This window comes from Paenibacillus terricola (assembly GCF_014779765.1).
GTDB lineage: Bacteria > Bacillota > Bacilli > Paenibacillales > Paenibacillaceae > Paenibacillus_T > Paenibacillus_T terricola.
The window spans coordinates 840,311-856,497 of the sequence record NZ_JACXZA010000002.1 but is presented as its reverse complement, the minus strand read 5'-3'; the positions used below and the strand labels follow the sequence as shown (position 1 = coordinate 856,497).

Genomic DNA, 16,187 nt, shown 5'->3' with positions numbered 1-16,187 from the left:
CTATGACGAAGCGTATAGGGAGTGAGTCTAAGACAGTTCCTGCAAAGCTGAGATGGAAACGGACCCTTCAAGCGCTGACCTTAATCAGCTTCCTGGTGCTTGCCGGATGCTGGGATCGAATTGAAGTCAATGATCTTGCCATTATTCTTGCAACCGGTGTTGATACCAGAGGAGACCAAGTCGAAATGACCGCACAAATCTTTATTCCGCGCAAGTCAGGAGGTGGAATGGGCGGAAGCAGTTCGGGTGAAACCAGTTCAAGCGGCGTAACCATGATACGTACCGCGGTCGGAAGCAATGTGGCTGAGGCGATGAACAGACTGCAGAGAAAGGTTTCCCGTAACGTGTTCTGGGGCCATTGCGAAGTTATCGTCATAAGTGAACAAGCCTCTAAACAAGGATTACACCAGTACCTTGATTTCTTTCTTCGGTTCACCCAAATCCGAGAGCATGCGTACGTATTCTCGACCGATAAGAAGGCAAGGGACATATTGGCGCTGCTCCCCCCTCTGGAGCGAAGCTCAGCTGAATCGTTGCGAGAGATGGGCAATCTGAAGTTAGGAACACATGTAACCGTCTTGAATCTTGCGCAATCCATTGAAGGTCCCAGTCGTTCCGCCGTTCTTTCGCGCATGCTTATTCTGGCGCCTACGTCGGGACAAAGTAAATTTATAAGTGACCCTTATGTGAAAGGCCTTAGTCTGATCAAAGGGGATCATTATGTGAAGACCGTCACCGAACCGATGAGCGTTGGGGTATTAATGCTCCTTAATCAGCTGAATAATATCATCATGCCAATAGACCTTGATGGGAACGAGGGAGCTGTTTCGATCCGTCTGATCTCCATGAGGACTACGCTGACTCCGAGGATCGCAAACAATGAATGGAGCATGATGATCAAGGTAGACGCAAAGGGTGAGGTTGTATTGAATACAACTACAAGATCGATTACGGATCCACACAAGAACACGATGGTTGAGGAACAGTGGAAGAAGAAGCTTACTGAATTAGCGGAAAATGCACTGAAACTTTCTCAAAAACAATTAAAAACCGATTTTTTCGGATTTTCGATACAGTTCCGTCGACATTACCCAAGGAAATGGAAATCGCAGAAGGAGAACTGGGATGCTACATTCGAGAACATGAAGGTGGATGTACGGGTGGATACCCTCATTACAAGTACAGGGAAGTCCACAGATCCTCAAGGGGTACCCGGTCAAAGCGTTCATTAATAATGGATCAATGAGGAGGCACAATCGATGAAAACGGCAGCATTCCTCGGCATTATGTTGATCTCGGCCGCCATTTTATTCATGGAGTTACGGAAGTGCAAACAGAAGAAGAACAGAATGGTCATTATGGGAATCATGCTTTTATCGACAGCGCTATCCATAACCCTGCTGTTCAACCCGCATTTGCCAGGTCCGACTCAATTGATGAGTGTGTTGTTCGGGAGATTTGATAAGATGTTAGGATGAAGGGGTTGTCTGATCTGGCTGCCATTGGTAGTATATAAGATAACTTAACACGTTTATGTGACTGGCGAAGCATGGGGAACCATGGGGGAGCATAAACGTTTGTGGCCGGACGCCTGGGCAGAGGTAAAGGGATTCAATCCGATCCTTTTGCCTCTTTTTGTTTTCCATTCGAGAGGAGCGTTACACATGTCAGCAGACTCGTTATTCGCTAATCCTTACCCTGGAAGAACATTGATTGTTGGACAGACGCCATTAGCATCCCATTACGTGCAAGTGTACTGGACGATGGGACGGAGTGTGAACAGCCGCAATCGCGTGTTTGAGAGTGAAGGGAATCACATTTCGAATGTTGCTTTCAAACCTGCGCTGATGGAGGACCCATCTCTTATTATTTATTATCCGATACGTGATTGGTGCGGAATTCATATCGTCAGTAATGGCGATCAGACCGATACGATATATGAGGGCATTCAACAAGGTCGAACATTTGAACAGTTGCTGATGACACGGGAGTTTGAGCCGGATTCGCCGCATTACACGCCGCGAATCTCAGCAGTGATTGATACGGTAAGTAAATCATATACGATCTCTATCCTGAAGACGCATGATAATGATCCTTCAGTATGCTTGCGTCATTTCTTTGATTACAATGCATTCAAGCCAAGCATTGGACATTGTATTCATACATATCGGAGTGAAGAGAATGGTATTCTGAAACCGTTCTTAGGAGAACCTTTCGAAGTGCCGATATTGGAATCCATTGAGGAAACGGCTGATTATTACTGGGAGCGGTTGAATGGGGATAACAAAATATCGCTTCTGGTGAAGTTTATTGATGTCCGCACAAAGGGGATTCAGTTCGCGATTCGGAATAAGCATTTATTATCTAAGAACTAACAGGTTGCTGTTGTTTGGAATGATTGCAATAATCCAGATTGAATTTGTATTGTTTAACCTTTCGTCTATATTGACCTTAATCTATCTTGCGGGTGGAATGATTGTCATAATACAAATGCAGCAACATTCTGGAAGATAAAGGTGGCAGCAGGCATGCAGAACAAAGACACGGTTATTCGCGAAATAAGTGCCGATGATTTACAGGATGTACAGGTTCTTGTCCAGCAGACGGCTAGGCGGTATGTATGGGATCCTCTTTTTACAGTGATGAGCGCTGAGGAAATCGGAGAAGAGTATCTCGGTGATGATGACAATCGCGGATATGTGGCAGTTATCGACAGTGAAATTAAAGCTTTCATGGGTGTCTCGTTAACGGAAGGCGGAAGTGGATTTATTCGTTACGGTGTAGATGAGCAATACAATAACATGTTGATAACTTTACTTAAGCAATGCGAAAGTTTCGTTCAAGCTAGAGGCGGAAGCAAAGTTTCATCGTTTTCCATTACTCGTTTCGGACAAATTCGCAACAAGGAAATCTCAATGCTCGAACAGCTTGGGTTTGAGTCGGACGAATATGCTACAACATCGGCACTCTTGTTCCTCAATAACTGGAGAGAACCGGATCATCTGGATACGACGAACATTGTCCCGATTACAGGAGCCGGTTTAGATGTTCTGCAGCAAATGTTAATGGATGACGGTGACAGTGTAACCAGAGTGCAGTGGAAAAGCACCTCCAAAGCTTTCGCGGGCACGGTCGCGATTGCACTCCAGGCTCCATCCGGCGAGATACAGGGCTTTGCCCATTATAAAGTAGCGAGGCTTGACCCCGTAGGTAATCCTATTAAAAATGTGAATGGATTCGCCCTACATTTTCGCCCCCAATTTGAATTAGCGCTTGATGAGAAAAGAAGGCTTTTGCGCGCAGCGCTATCATCCATGAAGCAGCTCGGCATCTGTAATGTGGCTACGAACATGCGCTTGAATGACTTTCAATTGTTCGTCCTATTGGCGACTGAAGGCTTCGATGAATTCGTTGCGAATGTCGTACGGCTCACGAAGGTTATCTAGCATGAAGAAATATACGAACGCCCATAAGGTGCTACCCGATGAGCTAGTTAAAGAGATTCAGAAGTACATTGAAGGTCAATATCTATATATCCCGCAGCAATCCCGCCAGCAATGGGGGGAGGGCTCGGGAATACGCGAAGAGCTGAGCAAACGCAATGAGGAAATACATCAACTATATCTTGACGGCGTACCCGTTCATAAACTCGCGGAACAATACAATTTGAGCCAAGAACGAATACGCGGCATCATATACAAAAAGCAGAGTCTATAAGCAGATGGTTTTAGACATGCTACTGAAACAGAACGAGTAAGCTTAGAGGCTAATCCATTGAAAGTGTGGTTTTTATTGCAAGATCAGGAGGATTAACATATGGAACTAGAAAAGCTAGATTTGGACCTAATTAATCAAGCAGAGCAAATCATTGAGCGGAACTTCGACAGCGAGAAGTATTACCATACCGTTGGAGCAGCCGTACGCAGTACGAATGGGAAAGTGTACATAGGGGTCAATTTGGACGGCATTCACGGATCATGTGCAGAGGCGATAGCCTTAGGCGCAGCGATTACAGCAGGCGAACGGGGGTTTGAATGTATTGTCGCAGTGTATGGTAAGGATGCTCCGCACAATGTGCTGTCGCCTTGCGGGAACTGTCGTCAGTTGATAGCCGAGATTGCACCTCAATGCAACGTTATTATACAGACGGGTGAAGGTTACAAGAAAGTAACCATTGCAGAACTGCTGCCATACCCGTGCTTGTAGGGGGTAGGCTGCATGCGTTGACGAGGGGGCTGTTAATATGTCGGAGGCCAATGATCTGTTGAAGCTTATCGACCGCGAACGGGATGCAGGTCGAGTAATCGTCATTATGATGTGCGGCATTGCAGGAGCAGGCAAAACGACTCGATCCAAGCAGCTGGAAGCACACGGCTTTGACAGGCTATCGATCGACGAAGAGGTGTGGCAAACGTTCGGCCGATATGGCGTCGATTATCCCGTAGAGCAGTATCGCGCTAATTTGGACGAGGCGCATAAACGGCTAATATCGCAGCTTGTTGCGTATATTCAAGAGAACAAGTCCGTCGTTGTTGACTCTAGCTTCTGGAATCGCCGCGAACGTGATCGGTATAAGCAGATCATAGAAGAGGCAGGTGGGTGCTGGCGGCTGTTATACTTACGTGTTCAGCCTGACGAGCTGAGGCGACGATTGAAGATTCGCAGTGAACGGTTCGATGCGAACGCAGCATTTCCCATAACAGAAGAGCTTCTTGCTAGATTCATCTCGGGGTTCGAGGAACCGAGCGGAGAAGGAGAATTCATTATCGATAATTAAGATCAATCAACATTGGATGATGAGTTGAATTATAGTGTTAGTGGAATAGGCATCCATCGATCGAGATGGCTGCCTATTGTATGATGGATAGGAGAGTTTGGCGATACACGATGAACCAATCATTATATACATGCATGGAGGTATGAGGGATATGAGCGGAATTGCAAAGACACCAGAACCACCGTATTATGCGGTAATCTTCACATCAGAACGGACAGAAGGCGATAATGGCTACGGCGTGATGGCTGATAAGATGGTCGAGCTCGCTTCCAGCCAGCCAGGATTTCTTGGAGTCGAGAGCAGCCGGGATTCGGATGGACTCGGGATTACGGTGTCGTATTGGGACTCGCTGGACGCGATAAAAAGCTGGAAGGACCATTCGCTTCACCAGGTCGCGCAGGAGCGAGGAAAGTCGAAGTGGTATTCCCGATATCGTCTTCGTGTGTGTAAAGTGGAACGAGACAATTATTTTGAGATGTAGCTGTAAGTTGGATTATAATCCGACGCGGTCCCGCGAGTCTGCGTTTGATGATGCTGTCCGAACGGATAGGACATTATTGAACCTTAATCTAGGCAAAATGAAAGGACGATTGCGATTACCGCAATCGTCCTTTTTGCATAATTAACCAATTACTCTTCCTCTTCCTCGACCGTCACCTGATTTAGGTTGGAGAACAGACCTCCGCGGAAGCAAGAAGCACCCGAAATGAATTCAAAGAACAGAATGGCCTGGTTCGGTATAATATCGCCGACCGGCTCGAACATGACGCGAACGGAGAACGATAAGGATACGGTAACGCCAGGAGCAATAGTGCCTAGACTGATACCGACCTGTGGATCAGCTTGCTGCACACCGTTTACGACAAGGCTTCCAGAGACGTATTCCAACGCTGGATTCAGATTGTCATAGAAGATCGAATTGATTGCGGCAATTTCCGATGACAGATTGGTAATTGTAAATCGATAATCGTAAGTGCCATTGACTTTAATTGTCCGCACCGATGACACTTTGAGAAATCTAGCGTTACTCGATACAGCCAGCTGCCTAACCGGATTCGTAATGGGTTTCGATTGAAAGGTTGCGGACGTTAATGTGTTATTCGATTGGAGGAAGTCAGCAATAACACTGAAGCTGTTCGTTAACGACGTTCCGCCATTGACCAGTAGGTCGAAGCGAACAATTATCCCTTGATGAACAGGAATTGGTCCAAGGTTAATGCCTTTGTTCGGATCGTCCATCAGTCGCAGTTCATCACCAACACGTACTGTTCCCTCAATGAACACGGCATTGCTGGCCACTTTATTCAAGAACCTCGTTCGAACCGCTGGCAGATTGCCATTATTCACGATAAAAAAGCTGTATGTGATACGCTGGCCATTGAATAGATTGAAATCCAAGAACGGCTGGAACACGATAAGGTTTGGCGCCGGTACGCTTGGAGTACGGTTAACCGTTATCCCAGTCAATAGTTCGATTGGTTGAATCGTTCCTATAATTGGCGGTATTGTCACACCGAGAATAGGCGGCAATGTTACGCCAGGGACAGTGACGGGATTCGCCAGAACAACTTTACCGCTTGCTGTGACGATCGGTGCTAAAGAGATTAACTCGCCAGGAAGCGGGGTAAAGCCTGGAATTACTACAGGAAGCACGGGGAGGAATTGACCCGGTATGGCCGGCACGTTCGGCAAACCGGCTATTGAAAGGACGCCAGGCGTGCATGTAGCTGGAGTCGTACCAGGTGCGACTGTCACCACACTGCCTGTGTTGATGATTATACCGCCTGGGGGAAATCCTGCGACGAACACTTGAAACTCGATCGTTACAGTCTGACCAGGGTCAATCGTACCGATAATGACCTGTTCCGTAATATCAACGCCGCTAAATTTGCCGCCATTGATTCTCAGGCTGGATGGGATGAATTTAATCTGATCAGGGAGACGTTCCGCCAATATCGCTTCGCCTGGAGCGGTCCCGATATTGGTTGCTTGAATGGTATACGTAATCGTGTCTCCAATATTGACATTAGTAACATTAGCTGTTTTACTTGCGATAATATTCGGTCCAGTAACGATAGGCGTTGTCGTAGAAGAGGAAGTGCTCGTTGTTGAACTTGTGCTGCTTGTAGCAGATGTCGTGGTTGAGCTGCTAGTGGTTGAAACCGTGACCGAGCTGGTGGTGGATGAAGAGGTAGTCGATGTGGTGCTTTCCGTTGTTGTCGTGCTCGTCGTCGAAGTTGGGACAGGAGTAGTCGTTGACGTCGTACTGCTAGTGGAGGTCGTTGTCGAACTTGTAGGTGTCTCACTGCCAGGCAAGCAGCCGGCAAATGGGATATTGTGCTCTTCCAGCGTGCCGCCTGCGTTAGATAAGGAGTTGGCGACAATGGTGCCATCAATATTGCCGAAGCCAATCGCTTCCCAGTTCGCATAAGGTGCAAGCACAGAGCCTGTGATGGACAGATTCTGATTGAAAGCCGTTGTCGCTTGAAAGAAGTTCCATAAGATTAACGCGGCATCCAAGCGTGTAGAAGTTATGCCGTTACGAAAAATGGCATAGCTGCCGAACCCTACATTTTCGCCACCTATTGTAATGATGATGGTAGAGCCTAATGGGGCAATGATATTGATTCCGTTAGCCGTGTCAAGCCGTAGTCCTTCTCCATCAACATTCAGGCCGTTAAACATGAATATATTTAGTTCGGGATCCGTTCCCGTCAATACGATCTGTCCAAAGTTATTCTCTACTGTGCCATTCGGTGGTATTGCGGACAAATTAAGGGATAGTGCAGTCAGATCGCGTTGAGCTGCCGGGAAATCGATTGGCGAACCGACAAGCGGTTGATTCGGCACACGATTGTTGTTAGTCATCGTGTATTCCGTGACCGTTCCCGTTGGATAAATAATCGTATTGCCCGCGAAGTTAGTGCCTGACTGAATGTCGATTTCGCCTTGAACAATGAGATCGGCTCTAGTTTGGGATACAGGAAGCCTGCTACCCACCGCGTAATTTACATAAGTTGCTTTGCCTCCGACCGCAACGCGGCCTTCCGAGTCAACCGATGATTGCGTATGATCCGTGAAAACGAATACGTTGAAATCGTTCGCGACTCCTAAATTAACACAAGCCATCCTCCGAACCTCCTCTCTACGCATGCATTTCACCATATTGGCCATCTACACAAAATATGCATACAAAACCGAGAAACCGCATAATAACGTTCTCAGCACGACGAGACCTGCTACAAATGAGAAGGGGAATGCGTACATGAAAGTCGCCATCCTGACGATGTTTAATGGACTCTCCAAAACCTATTCGCTTGTCAGTGTTGTAGAGGAACATCTGCACATGATGTTGGAAGCAGGGTACCACATAAAGCTGCTTGTTAGTCAGGATTGTTCGGATTCTGAGCGCCAAGGCATATACCTCGATGAACGAATCGAGTGGGTGCGCATTACAAATCGGCTGCGGGGAGAGCAGATCCATTGGCGAGATTATTCGCAGTCGTTCGGAAGAGTGCATGAGACCTTTTTCGACGAGACATCAGTTATTGCAGATAGTATGGAAGAAGCGCTGCGTGATGTAGAGGTATGCATGATGCACGATATTCTGTACCAAGGTTGGCATCTCGTCCACAATATTGCGATCAGGCAGGTTCAGGAGCGTCTGCCGCATCTTCGGTTCCTCGCGATGACGCATTCGCTTCCTGCTGTACGGCCGTTCCGTGCGAATTGGCCGCTGTCTGCAAGGTTTCAAGCGATGCCGAATACGGAATATATTTATCCGACTGCTTCGGGGCTTCCAGCGCTAGCTCGGCAGTATGGAATTGATCCGGCACGGTGCCACGTGATCTCGAATAGTTGGAATCCATATGCTGAATCCAGTGAAGCGCTGCGTCAGTTGGGATCGCGCGTGGATCTGATGACCCCGGATATTCTAGCGATCTATCCCGGCAGACTGACGCCAGGCAAGCAATTCGATAAGGCGGCTGCCTTGGTAGGGGCAATGACTGTCGAGACCGGACTCGACGCTAAGATCGTGTTCTGTGATTTCCCGTCGATGGATATTAGCAGCGAAGCATATAAGCAACAAATTCGACAGGCAGGAGAGCGCTTCGGGCTTGAAGGAAAAGGTGTGGTTTTTACATCGGACGAGGGCTGGCCAGACGGTTTACCACATCAAGCTGTGATGGAATTATTCGGGCTTAGCAATTTGTTTATTTGTTCCTCTTATTCGGAGTCATTCGGACTTATTGTGCTTGAAGCAGCGTCTCGGGGCAATTTCATTGTACTGAATGAAGCGGTCCCGGCGTTGGAAGAGCTGGGAAGACAGATGAATGCCTATTTCATGAGGTGGAATGCCCGTAACTTCGGGTATGAGACGAAGGAGCAATATAACCCCTCTGAGGAGGCCTATATTCGAGAGCACGCGGCTGCCATCGCGAAGCGGATGGAGGGAGAGACGATGCTGCGCGCCAAAACGATTGCAAGACAGCAATATAACCCGAAGAGGATTTGGGAGAAGCAGCTGAAACCGCTATTGGAAGGTATTAATCGAAATGAATAAATAACTACAAGTTCATGTTTACAACCGAACATATATTCGCTATTCTATTAGTGGGTAATTATTCCATATTATAGAGGAGCGTTCTAGCTGTGGAAATCGTTAAAGCAAGAATCGAAAATTCGTTGACGGTATTGTTAGTATCGGACCTGGCACGTTCGCAGGCTTATTATTCCGAAGCATTTGGATGTGACGTGAATGATTTCTGGGCGATTCGCGATGACTTCGCATTGGGCTTCAAACTCATTCAAGCAGAATCGATCGAAGACGTTCGTCCTAACCGTAATCATTGGAATACGTACGCGTATGTTCGCACGCATGGCGAGCTCGACACACTATTCGAAGAACTAAAGTCGAATGGCGCGAATATTGCCGCTGAACCAGTCGAGATCGAATTTGATTGGGGTGTGTGGAAGGAGTTTTCGGTGAAGGATCCTGACGGCTATGTCATCGGTTTTGGCTCGGGTAATAAGAATAGCGATTGAACATAGGATTGTGATTCGTCTAGTTGTGGCACATCTCACCCTTGAATAGAATAATGGTGGAGGTGTTCTCAATGGCGCAATCTAGACCAACTACAAGCGAAGTCGTATTGAAGTATAGGCTGCAACGATTGGAGCAAAGGCAGGAGACCGATCAAGCGCTCCTGAACTTGCTGGATGCTCAGACACCAAGTGATATTATCAATCAGTTTAAGCTTAAGCGGCAGGAACGGATGGAGAAGCGCCTTATTGAGATTGCTGAGCTTCGCAAGCGAATGGATGAACATCATCTTAAACGAGAGAATGAAGTGCTCACAGATATCGAATAAGATGAACCGCATATGGTTACGGAGGCCAGTGGAGTATGCCTTATGTACAGATCAATGATATGGAGATGTTCTATGAGAAAATGGGCGCTTCGGAAGCGCTCATTTTCTTGCATAGCCATTACTCCCGCGGGATATTAGCTTTCGCGAGTCAGATGCTTGATTTTCAGCAGCAATATAGCTGTTACTTCCCTGACTTTCGAGGACATGGTCGTACCCGCTGCAGCAATCTGGAATGGTCAACACCAGGTCACGCTAACGATATCATCGCATTCATGGATCAACTTGGCATTGATAAAGCTCATATCGTAGGATACAGCTCTGGTGCGAATGTCGGCTTATATATCGCTGTGAATCATTCGAATAGGGTCGCTTCCCTGACAACGATCGGGACAGGCGGAACATGTGAGCCCGATGGCGTTGAACAATTTGAACCAGAATGGCTGCTGGTGCATCACCGGCAGGATACGATCAATCAAATGATCGAACGGCATGAAGAAGCGCATCGAGGAGATTGGCAGCAATTCATGCGGCAATCGGCGCAGGATTGGCGACTGTATCCGCAATTGACAGAGGAGCAGCTAAGAACAATCTCATGTCCGTCGTTATTCATCACAGGGGAGCATGATCCTTATGCCGGTGAGGAGAAGGTAAGATGGTTATCATCACTTGTCGCGGGTTCGATGTATGATGTAGTGCCGGGCGGAAGTCATCGACCACATATGACAAGGGAATATCCCGTTCTGGTTAATGATACGATTCTTCGGTTTCTAGCGAGTGTTGGACAGGTTAAATGAGTATGCCTAGCACGTTAATATAGCCAGTCAATGGTTTCCTCAGACAGACTGCCAATAGGTGGTCTGTTTTTGTTTTCCCTTTTTCAACTCTGGTCAGTTACTTTTTACCATTTTATACGTCTAACATTTATCAGGGTTAACAAATGACCCGAGACCGATGCTGTCAGACGACATCGACTCCTTATGAGTGAGGTGATTACATGGTAGGGTTCTTCGGCTTCATTGTCATCATAATCGGAGTTTTGAACATTGTATTTCCACGAGCTGGTTGGTGTATGAAATATGGATGGCAATTCAAGAACGCTGAACCGAGCGACGCCGCGAAGGTAATGGCAAGAGTTGGGGGCGTGATAGGTGTCATTATTGGGCTGTTGCTAATGATAGGGGGACGTTTCGATTAGTTGAAGGGGCGGGTAGCAAGATGAAATATGTATTCATTATAGTGAGAAGGTCGATCCTCGTTGTTCTCCTCGTCCTTCTAATCCCGTATTACATTCAGAAGTTTACGAATGACATGGACCGAGGGATCGGGGGTTCGATTCATGCATTGCAAGAAGATGGCCCAGTCACGAAACTGCCGGTTCATCAAAGCTTTTAGATCGATAATGATACGATTACCGTCGATGCTGTCTATGTGACTGGACCAATCATAAGTAAGGCACAAGAGCTGCACAGGATGCGGCTCTTTTAAAGTTGCATTGATCTGTATCGTATCTGTTGTACACTAATTCACCAAACTGTTTTTGGTACAGAATGATCTATTTTAATGAAAATAATCACAAATTTAAGTTGCTGTTATATACAATTTAATAACCTGTATCATATAATTACTCAGGTAGATATTAACATTCTATCGATGGGTGGTGCTGTCCAGATGCTTATGAATATGAAAGAGGCGATTCGCCAGGGGCTTGATACGGCGCTTGCATCTCACGATGATGTACTGATCTTCGGTGAAGATGTTGGAGGGGTTGGCGGCGTGTTCCGTGTAACAGAGGGCTTGCAGCGGAAGTATGGCGAGGACCGCGTATTTGATGTTCCGCTCGCGGAATCTGCTATTTGTGGCATGGCAGTGGGGATGAGTACGCAAGGTTTACGTCCGATCGTCGAAATTCAATTCATCGGCTTCATCTTTGAAGCGATGGATCAGATGCTTGTCCAAGCAGCACGTCTACGGTATCGATCGGGCGGACGCTATCATGCGCCGATTACGTACCGTATTCCATATGGCGGGGGTGTCAACGGGGCGGAGATGCACAACGACTCGCTCGAGGGTTTAATGATACAAACACCTGGCATCAAAGTTGTTGCACCTTCCAATCCCTATGATGCGAAGGGGTTGTTGATGTCTGCTATAGCTGATAACGATCCTGTCATATTCCTCGAGCATCTGAAGCTGTACCACTTATATCGTGAGGAAGTGCCGGAAGAGGCTTACTTGATTCCGCTTGGTAAAGCCAACATCGTTAGAGAAGGCCGCAGCTTAACGGTCATTACATACGGTGCGATGGTCGCGCTGTCCGTCCGAGCAGCTGAACAAGTGGAACAGCAGCGAGGGATCACTGTCGAGGTTATTGATCTTCGAACATTGATGCCACTTGATATAGATACGATTGTGCAATCGATTCGCAAAACAAACCGTGCCGTTGTCGTCCAAGAAGCGCAGCGTACATCCGGTATAGCAGCAGAGGTTATCGCTCAGATCAATGAACGCGCCATCTTAAGTCTAGATGCACCGGTCATGCGGATTACTCCTCCGGATACCGTCTATCCATTCGGACAAATTGAAAATCAATGGCTGCCGACCGTTGAACGAATTGCTGCTGGAATGGAGAAAGCATTGGATTTCTAACAGGGAGAAAGGGAGCGCATAAGGTGCTAGTACCTTATGCGCCCCCCCCCCTTAGAGGAGTTAGCCACGAAACCGTTTTAGCTATTGGTAACGGAATAGCTGTTCACCATGAAATCAGAGCCAGATGCGGAAGAGGTAATCTCGAAGCCGAATTGCACGCTGTTCACGACGACATCGCTGAACCAGCCTTTAGACTTAATCCAGTTCGTGATTGCTAGAATGTCTACTGTTCCGGAGTTCGTATTACTTGTACGGACGAAAGAGTAGACGGCGTTCGCGCCGTTGCTGCCTTGGTACACGTTCCAAGTATGGCCGCCAACGCTAACATTCGAATATACCGCTACAGGCGTGCCTGAAGAGGACCAGTTGTACGAGATCGGATTGACTGCGCCAGCTTTGTTCATCCAGATCATGATTTCATAAGCGTTGTTCGTGCCTGCCCAGACATCGTACGTGGAGGAGTACGAACCGCTCGAAGGAACCGTTACATTGAAGCTGCTCTTAAGCGTAGAGATGGCGCTGATCTTCTTGTTGATCGTCTTCGTAACGTTCGGATACGATTTGATGCCGCCCGTATTCGGATGCTGCGCCCATACGCCCCAGTTGCTATACGAGTTCGCCCAGATGCTTTGATAGCCTGCGCCGCTGCCCCAAATGTTGTTATAAATCGTGTAACCGCCATTCGTCCATGTTGCCCATTGTGCAGAGGAACTCCAAGTAGCAGCATAAGCGACCGAGAAGGAAGAGAATACGAGAATGAGTGCGGTAACCAAAGACATCAGTGTTGTACGGCCTTTGTTTCTCATAGCGAATAACCTCCTATAATTATTGGTGTACATTCCTCGATTCATCGTTAAAACGAAAAAACCTGCTTCATGCTCACTTGCGTCATCGGTGAAACGGGGAGGCAGACGACGGCGTTCTGGGACGGACGACGAACTTCTACACTAATGATCACCTCCTTACGGTTGTGGGATAGAAAGCGCTTTCGTAGACGATTATAATACTCAATATTTGGCAAATCAATATAATAAATTCATTAATAACATGAACATACATTACATCTGTCAGATCGACAAAACCCGTGTTATGTCAGCATTTTCAGCAATTTCAGAGAGTCCTTTCGTATTTTTCTCAAGAAATGGTTCCATTGTTGTCACAAACGGAATGAGCTTCCCGTCATACGAGTATCAAAACCGAAAGGGATGACGGATATGACGATTCCAACAACGAATTTCGATATCGCAATTGTAGGCGGGGGAGTTGCAGGTTTAACGGCTGCACTGTATGCGGCGCAAGCAGGCAAACGCACCATTCTAATCGAGAAGCAGGAGCGGCTCGGCGGAAGAGCAATGACGAACAAAAAGCAAGGACATTACTTCAATCTGGGCGGTCATGCCCTGTTTCATGGCGATGCCCTCGCAACCTTCCGTGACTTGAAGTTAAGCTTGAAGGGTGGTAAGCCCGCTATCGAAGCGCATGGATTATGGAAAGGTCAGATTAGTACGATGCCTGTAGGTGTTAAATCGCTGCTAACAACATCGCTCCTCACTGTGAAAGGCAAAATGGAGTTTGCCAAATGGTTCACGAAGCTCGGTAAGATACAGACCGATAATTACAACCACTTGAGCGTACGTGAGTGGGTGGAGGGAAATGTGAACGATCCGATGGCTCGTCATATTTTATATTCGCTTATTCGCTCGTCCACCTATGTGATGGCGCCTGATCTGCAAGCAGCAGGACCGGTCATCCAACAACTGCAGCGTGCTCTGAATGGTGTCATGTATATGGATCGAGGCTGGGCTTCGATCATAGAGGAGATGCGTCAGCGGGCAGCAGCACTTGGTGTTCAATTCATTGCAAAACAAAAAGTCGTTGCGATTGAGCATCAGGAAGGACGTGTGCAGCAGATTCGTTGTGAGGATGGTACGGTGATCGAGGCTAATAACGTTATTGCAGCTATACCACCAGCAGCTGCTTATCAATTAGTTCCCCAAGCGGAAGCAACAGCGCTGCGCATCTGGAAAGAGCAAGCCATTGAGATGACAACAGCTACATTAGACGTTGCCCTACGTAAAGTGCCGCAGCAGAAAATCAATATCGTATATGGCATTGATCAGACGGTGTTCCTATCGAATCACTCGCAAGCAGCGCATTTGAGTGATGAAGGCGCTCAGGTGATTAGCGTCATTAAATACCAAGGCAAAGAGAAAGATGCCGATCAAGATTTGCGGGATCTGGAACAACTACTGGATACTGTGCATCCCGGCTGGCGGAATGAGCTGGCGGCCAAGCAATTCCTTCCGAATATGACGGTATCGCATGACTTCGTCCATCTGCAGCGCCAATCGAAACCGGGACCCGTTGTACCGGAAATTACTGGATTGTATGTAGCAGGAGAATGGGTATCGCATGGTGAAATGCTTGTAGATGCTGCGACAGCAAGCGCGAAGCGGGCTGTTGCCCATATACTCTCACACACAGAAACGGAGAATAAGGTAATTCATGAGCACAGAAGCATTGTATAATTCGTACCGCACACAGCTGTTTTCTCTGGCATACCGAATGCTGGGAAGCGTTATGGATGCAGAAGATATCGTACAAGAAACATTTCTCACTTATGATCAACTGCCAGATGTCTCATCCATTCAGAATGAACGGGCGTATTTATATAAAATGGTGACAAACCGCTGCTTGGATCTATTGCGATCCTCCGCCAAGCAGCGGGAATTGTACATTGGACCTTGGTTGCCGGAGCCTCTCATTAACCGGGAGTCACCGGATGATGATCCATCGGCTGCCTATATGCAGCGTGAATCGATCTCGACTGCTTATCTACTTCTGCTTCAGCAGCTCAATGCGGTCGAACGCGCGGTATTTCTCTTGCGGGAAATTTTCTATTACGGTTACGATGAGATTGCAGATATGGTAGGGAAAAGCAGTGCGAACTGCAGGCAAATTTATCATCGCGCTCAGCATAGCATTCATTTTGAGCCTGAACAGATGCCATCGATCTCGATCGCTGAGTCTTATATTAAGGAGTTCGTCCGTTCGATCGCGATGGGGGACACGAGTAGGGTGCTCGAACTAATTAGCGATAAAGTTGTTGTATATAGCGATGGCGGAGGCAAGGTTCAAGCGGCTAGGATTCCGATTGTTGGCATCGACAAGGTGAGTGCATTCTTCACGAACCTTCTTCGCATTAACGATGGCCAATACTTAATGGATTATTGTATTGTGAACGGGATGCCTGGACTTCAATTCCGAATCCAGGATCAGGTACAATATGTTTATTCGTTCGGTTATAAGAACAATCTAGTTGAAACGATTTACATCGTCGCCAACCCCGATAAGCTGCGGCATATTTAATTACTAGTATTGGTTTATTTTAT

The 16,187-nt window shown here is 47.2% G+C and carries 19 protein-coding genes and 1 riboswitch; of the genes, 17 read left to right on the top strand and 2 right to left on the bottom strand.

Features of this window, described 5'->3' with window-relative positions; genetic code table 11:
* Positions 1-2 precede the first annotated feature (2 nt).
* The 8 genes from H8B09_RS11255 (at position 3) to H8B09_RS11220 (ending at position 5,258) form a co-directional block, all read left to right on the top strand.
* Entirely contained in the window at positions 3-1,232 is a 1,230-nt protein-coding gene (locus H8B09_RS11255) for a Ger(x)C family spore germination protein (RefSeq protein ID WP_191203580.1), read from the top strand.
* Between the two features lie 27 nt (positions 1,233-1,259).
* On the top strand, positions 1,260-1,478 hold the full coding sequence (locus H8B09_RS11250; RefSeq protein ID WP_191203579.1) for a hypothetical protein: 219 nt from the start codon (positions 1,260-1,262) through the stop codon (positions 1,476-1,478).
* A gap of 47 nt (positions 1,479-1,525) precedes the next feature.
* A riboswitch (ZMP/ZTP riboswitch) is annotated at positions 1,526-1,604 on the top strand.
* A 60-nt stretch (positions 1,605-1,664) separates the two neighbouring features.
* Positions 1,665-2,375, top strand: a complete 711-nt coding sequence (locus tag H8B09_RS11245; RefSeq protein WP_191203578.1) for an IMP cyclohydrolase — start codon at positions 1,665-1,667, stop codon at positions 2,373-2,375.
* A 153-nt stretch (positions 2,376-2,528) separates the two neighbouring features.
* Positions 2,529-3,446: a hypothetical protein gene (locus H8B09_RS11240; RefSeq protein WP_191203577.1), complete on the top strand. Its 918-nt coding sequence runs from the start codon at positions 2,529-2,531 to the stop codon at positions 3,444-3,446.
* Position 3,447: 1 nt separating this feature from the next.
* Positions 3,448-3,717, top strand: a complete 270-nt coding sequence (locus tag H8B09_RS11235) for a CD3324 family protein (protein ID WP_224753468.1) — start codon at positions 3,448-3,450, stop codon at positions 3,715-3,717.
* Between the two features lie 99 nt (positions 3,718-3,816).
* Positions 3,817-4,206 carry a cytidine/deoxycytidylate deaminase family protein gene (locus H8B09_RS11230; protein ID WP_191203575.1) on the top strand — a complete coding sequence of 130 codons (390 nt, stop codon included), beginning with the start codon at positions 3,817-3,819 and terminating at the stop codon, positions 4,204-4,206.
* Positions 4,207-4,243: 37 nt separating this feature from the next.
* Entirely contained in the window at positions 4,244-4,777 is a 534-nt protein-coding gene (locus tag H8B09_RS11225) for a P-loop nucleotide/nucleoside kinase family protein (protein WP_191203574.1), read from the top strand.
* A 151-nt stretch (positions 4,778-4,928) separates the two neighbouring features.
* Complete coding sequence (locus tag H8B09_RS11220; protein ID WP_191203573.1) at positions 4,929-5,258, top strand: antibiotic biosynthesis monooxygenase family protein; 330 nt, start codon at positions 4,929-4,931, stop codon at positions 5,256-5,258.
* A 149-nt stretch (positions 5,259-5,407) separates the two neighbouring features.
* On the opposite strand, the gene H8B09_RS11215 is transcribed toward H8B09_RS11220, so the two are convergent.
* A complete protein-coding gene (locus H8B09_RS11215) occupies positions 5,408-7,906 on the bottom strand; it encodes a choice-of-anchor A family protein (protein ID WP_191203572.1) in 2,499 nt (832 codons plus the stop codon).
* Between the two features lie 136 nt (positions 7,907-8,042).
* Between H8B09_RS11215 and H8B09_RS11210 the strand changes: the two genes are divergently transcribed.
* The 7 genes from H8B09_RS11210 (at position 8,043) to H8B09_RS11185 (ending at position 12,795) form a co-directional block, all read left to right on the top strand.
* Positions 8,043-9,341 (top strand): glycosyltransferase, encoded by a 1,299-nt coding sequence (locus H8B09_RS11210; RefSeq protein ID WP_191203571.1) that lies wholly within the window; start codon positions 8,043-8,045, stop codon positions 9,339-9,341.
* An 89-nt stretch (positions 9,342-9,430) separates the two neighbouring features.
* The gene (locus tag H8B09_RS11205; protein WP_318152585.1) at positions 9,431-9,823 is read left to right on the top strand and encodes a VOC family protein; all 393 of its coding nucleotides are present in this window, start codon (positions 9,431-9,433) and stop codon (positions 9,821-9,823) included.
* A gap of 71 nt (positions 9,824-9,894) precedes the next feature.
* A complete protein-coding gene (locus H8B09_RS11200; RefSeq protein WP_191203570.1) occupies positions 9,895-10,149 on the top strand; it encodes a hypothetical protein in 255 nt (84 codons plus the stop codon).
* Positions 10,150-10,184: 35 nt separating this feature from the next.
* Positions 10,185-10,943, top strand: a complete 759-nt coding sequence (locus H8B09_RS11195) for an alpha/beta fold hydrolase (protein WP_191203569.1) — start codon at positions 10,185-10,187, stop codon at positions 10,941-10,943.
* 200 nt (positions 10,944-11,143) lie between these two features.
* Positions 11,144-11,344 (top strand): DUF6199 family natural product biosynthesis protein, encoded by a 201-nt coding sequence (locus H8B09_RS31220; RefSeq protein WP_397376057.1) that lies wholly within the window; start codon positions 11,144-11,146, stop codon positions 11,342-11,344.
* Between the two features lie 20 nt (positions 11,345-11,364).
* Positions 11,365-11,541: a hypothetical protein gene (locus tag H8B09_RS11190; RefSeq protein WP_191203568.1), complete on the top strand. Its 177-nt coding sequence runs from the start codon at positions 11,365-11,367 to the stop codon at positions 11,539-11,541.
* A gap of 276 nt (positions 11,542-11,817) precedes the next feature.
* Positions 11,818-12,795, top strand: coding sequence for an alpha-ketoacid dehydrogenase subunit beta (locus H8B09_RS11185; protein WP_191203567.1), 978 nt, complete (start codon positions 11,818-11,820; stop codon positions 12,793-12,795).
* Between the two features lie 77 nt (positions 12,796-12,872).
* Here the strand turns inward: H8B09_RS11185 and H8B09_RS11180 are convergent, their stop codons facing one another.
* Positions 12,873-13,601 (bottom strand): GH12 family glycosyl hydrolase domain-containing protein, encoded by a 729-nt coding sequence (locus H8B09_RS11180; RefSeq protein WP_191203566.1) that lies wholly within the window; start codon positions 13,599-13,601, stop codon positions 12,873-12,875.
* Positions 13,602-14,009: 408 nt separating this feature from the next.
* Here H8B09_RS11180 and H8B09_RS11175 point away from each other — a divergent pair, with 408 nt between their 5' ends.
* A complete protein-coding gene (locus tag H8B09_RS11175) occupies positions 14,010-15,323 on the top strand; it encodes a phytoene desaturase family protein (protein WP_191203565.1) in 1,314 nt (437 codons plus the stop codon).
* Positions 15,301-16,164, top strand: coding sequence for an RNA polymerase sigma-70 factor (locus H8B09_RS11170; RefSeq protein WP_191203564.1), 864 nt, complete (start codon positions 15,301-15,303; stop codon positions 16,162-16,164). Before H8B09_RS11175 ends, H8B09_RS11170 begins: the two co-directional genes overlap by 23 nt.
* Positions 16,165-16,187 lie beyond the last annotated feature (23 nt).

Coding starts and splice junctions, on each gene's coding strand:
- H8B09_RS11255 (WP_191203580.1), top strand. CDS start 3: ATGACGAAGCGTATAGGGAGTGAGTCTAAGACAGTTCCTGCAAAGCTG.
- H8B09_RS11250 (WP_191203579.1), top strand. CDS start 1,260: ATGAAAACGGCAGCATTCCTCGGCATTATGTTGATCTCGGCCGCCATT.
- H8B09_RS11245 (WP_191203578.1), top strand. CDS start 1,665: ATGTCAGCAGACTCGTTATTCGCTAATCCTTACCCTGGAAGAACATTG.
- H8B09_RS11240 (WP_191203577.1), top strand. CDS start 2,529: ATGCAGAACAAAGACACGGTTATTCGCGAAATAAGTGCCGATGATTTA.
- H8B09_RS11235 (WP_224753468.1), top strand. CDS start 3,448: ATGAAGAAATATACGAACGCCCATAAGGTGCTACCCGATGAGCTAGTT.
- H8B09_RS11230 (WP_191203575.1), top strand. CDS start 3,817: ATGGAACTAGAAAAGCTAGATTTGGACCTAATTAATCAAGCAGAGCAA.
- H8B09_RS11225 (WP_191203574.1), top strand. CDS start 4,244: ATGTCGGAGGCCAATGATCTGTTGAAGCTTATCGACCGCGAACGGGAT.
- H8B09_RS11220 (WP_191203573.1), top strand. CDS start 4,929: ATGAGCGGAATTGCAAAGACACCAGAACCACCGTATTATGCGGTAATC.
- H8B09_RS11215 (WP_191203572.1), bottom strand. CDS start 7,906: ATGGCTTGTGTTAATTTAGGAGTCGCGAACGATTTCAACGTATTCGTT.
- H8B09_RS11210 (WP_191203571.1), top strand. CDS start 8,043: ATGAAAGTCGCCATCCTGACGATGTTTAATGGACTCTCCAAAACCTAT.
- H8B09_RS11200 (WP_191203570.1), top strand. CDS start 9,895: ATGGCGCAATCTAGACCAACTACAAGCGAAGTCGTATTGAAGTATAGG.
- H8B09_RS11195 (WP_191203569.1), top strand. CDS start 10,185: ATGCCTTATGTACAGATCAATGATATGGAGATGTTCTATGAGAAAATG.
- H8B09_RS31220 (WP_397376057.1), top strand. CDS start 11,144: ATGGTAGGGTTCTTCGGCTTCATTGTCATCATAATCGGAGTTTTGAAC.
- H8B09_RS11190 (WP_191203568.1), top strand. CDS start 11,365: ATGAAATATGTATTCATTATAGTGAGAAGGTCGATCCTCGTTGTTCTC.
- H8B09_RS11185 (WP_191203567.1), top strand. CDS start 11,818: ATGCTTATGAATATGAAAGAGGCGATTCGCCAGGGGCTTGATACGGCG.
- H8B09_RS11180 (WP_191203566.1), bottom strand. CDS start 13,601: ATGAGAAACAAAGGCCGTACAACACTGATGTCTTTGGTTACCGCACTC.
- H8B09_RS11175 (WP_191203565.1), top strand. CDS start 14,010: ATGACGATTCCAACAACGAATTTCGATATCGCAATTGTAGGCGGGGGA.
- H8B09_RS11170 (WP_191203564.1), top strand. CDS start 15,301: ATGAGCACAGAAGCATTGTATAATTCGTACCGCACACAGCTGTTTTCT.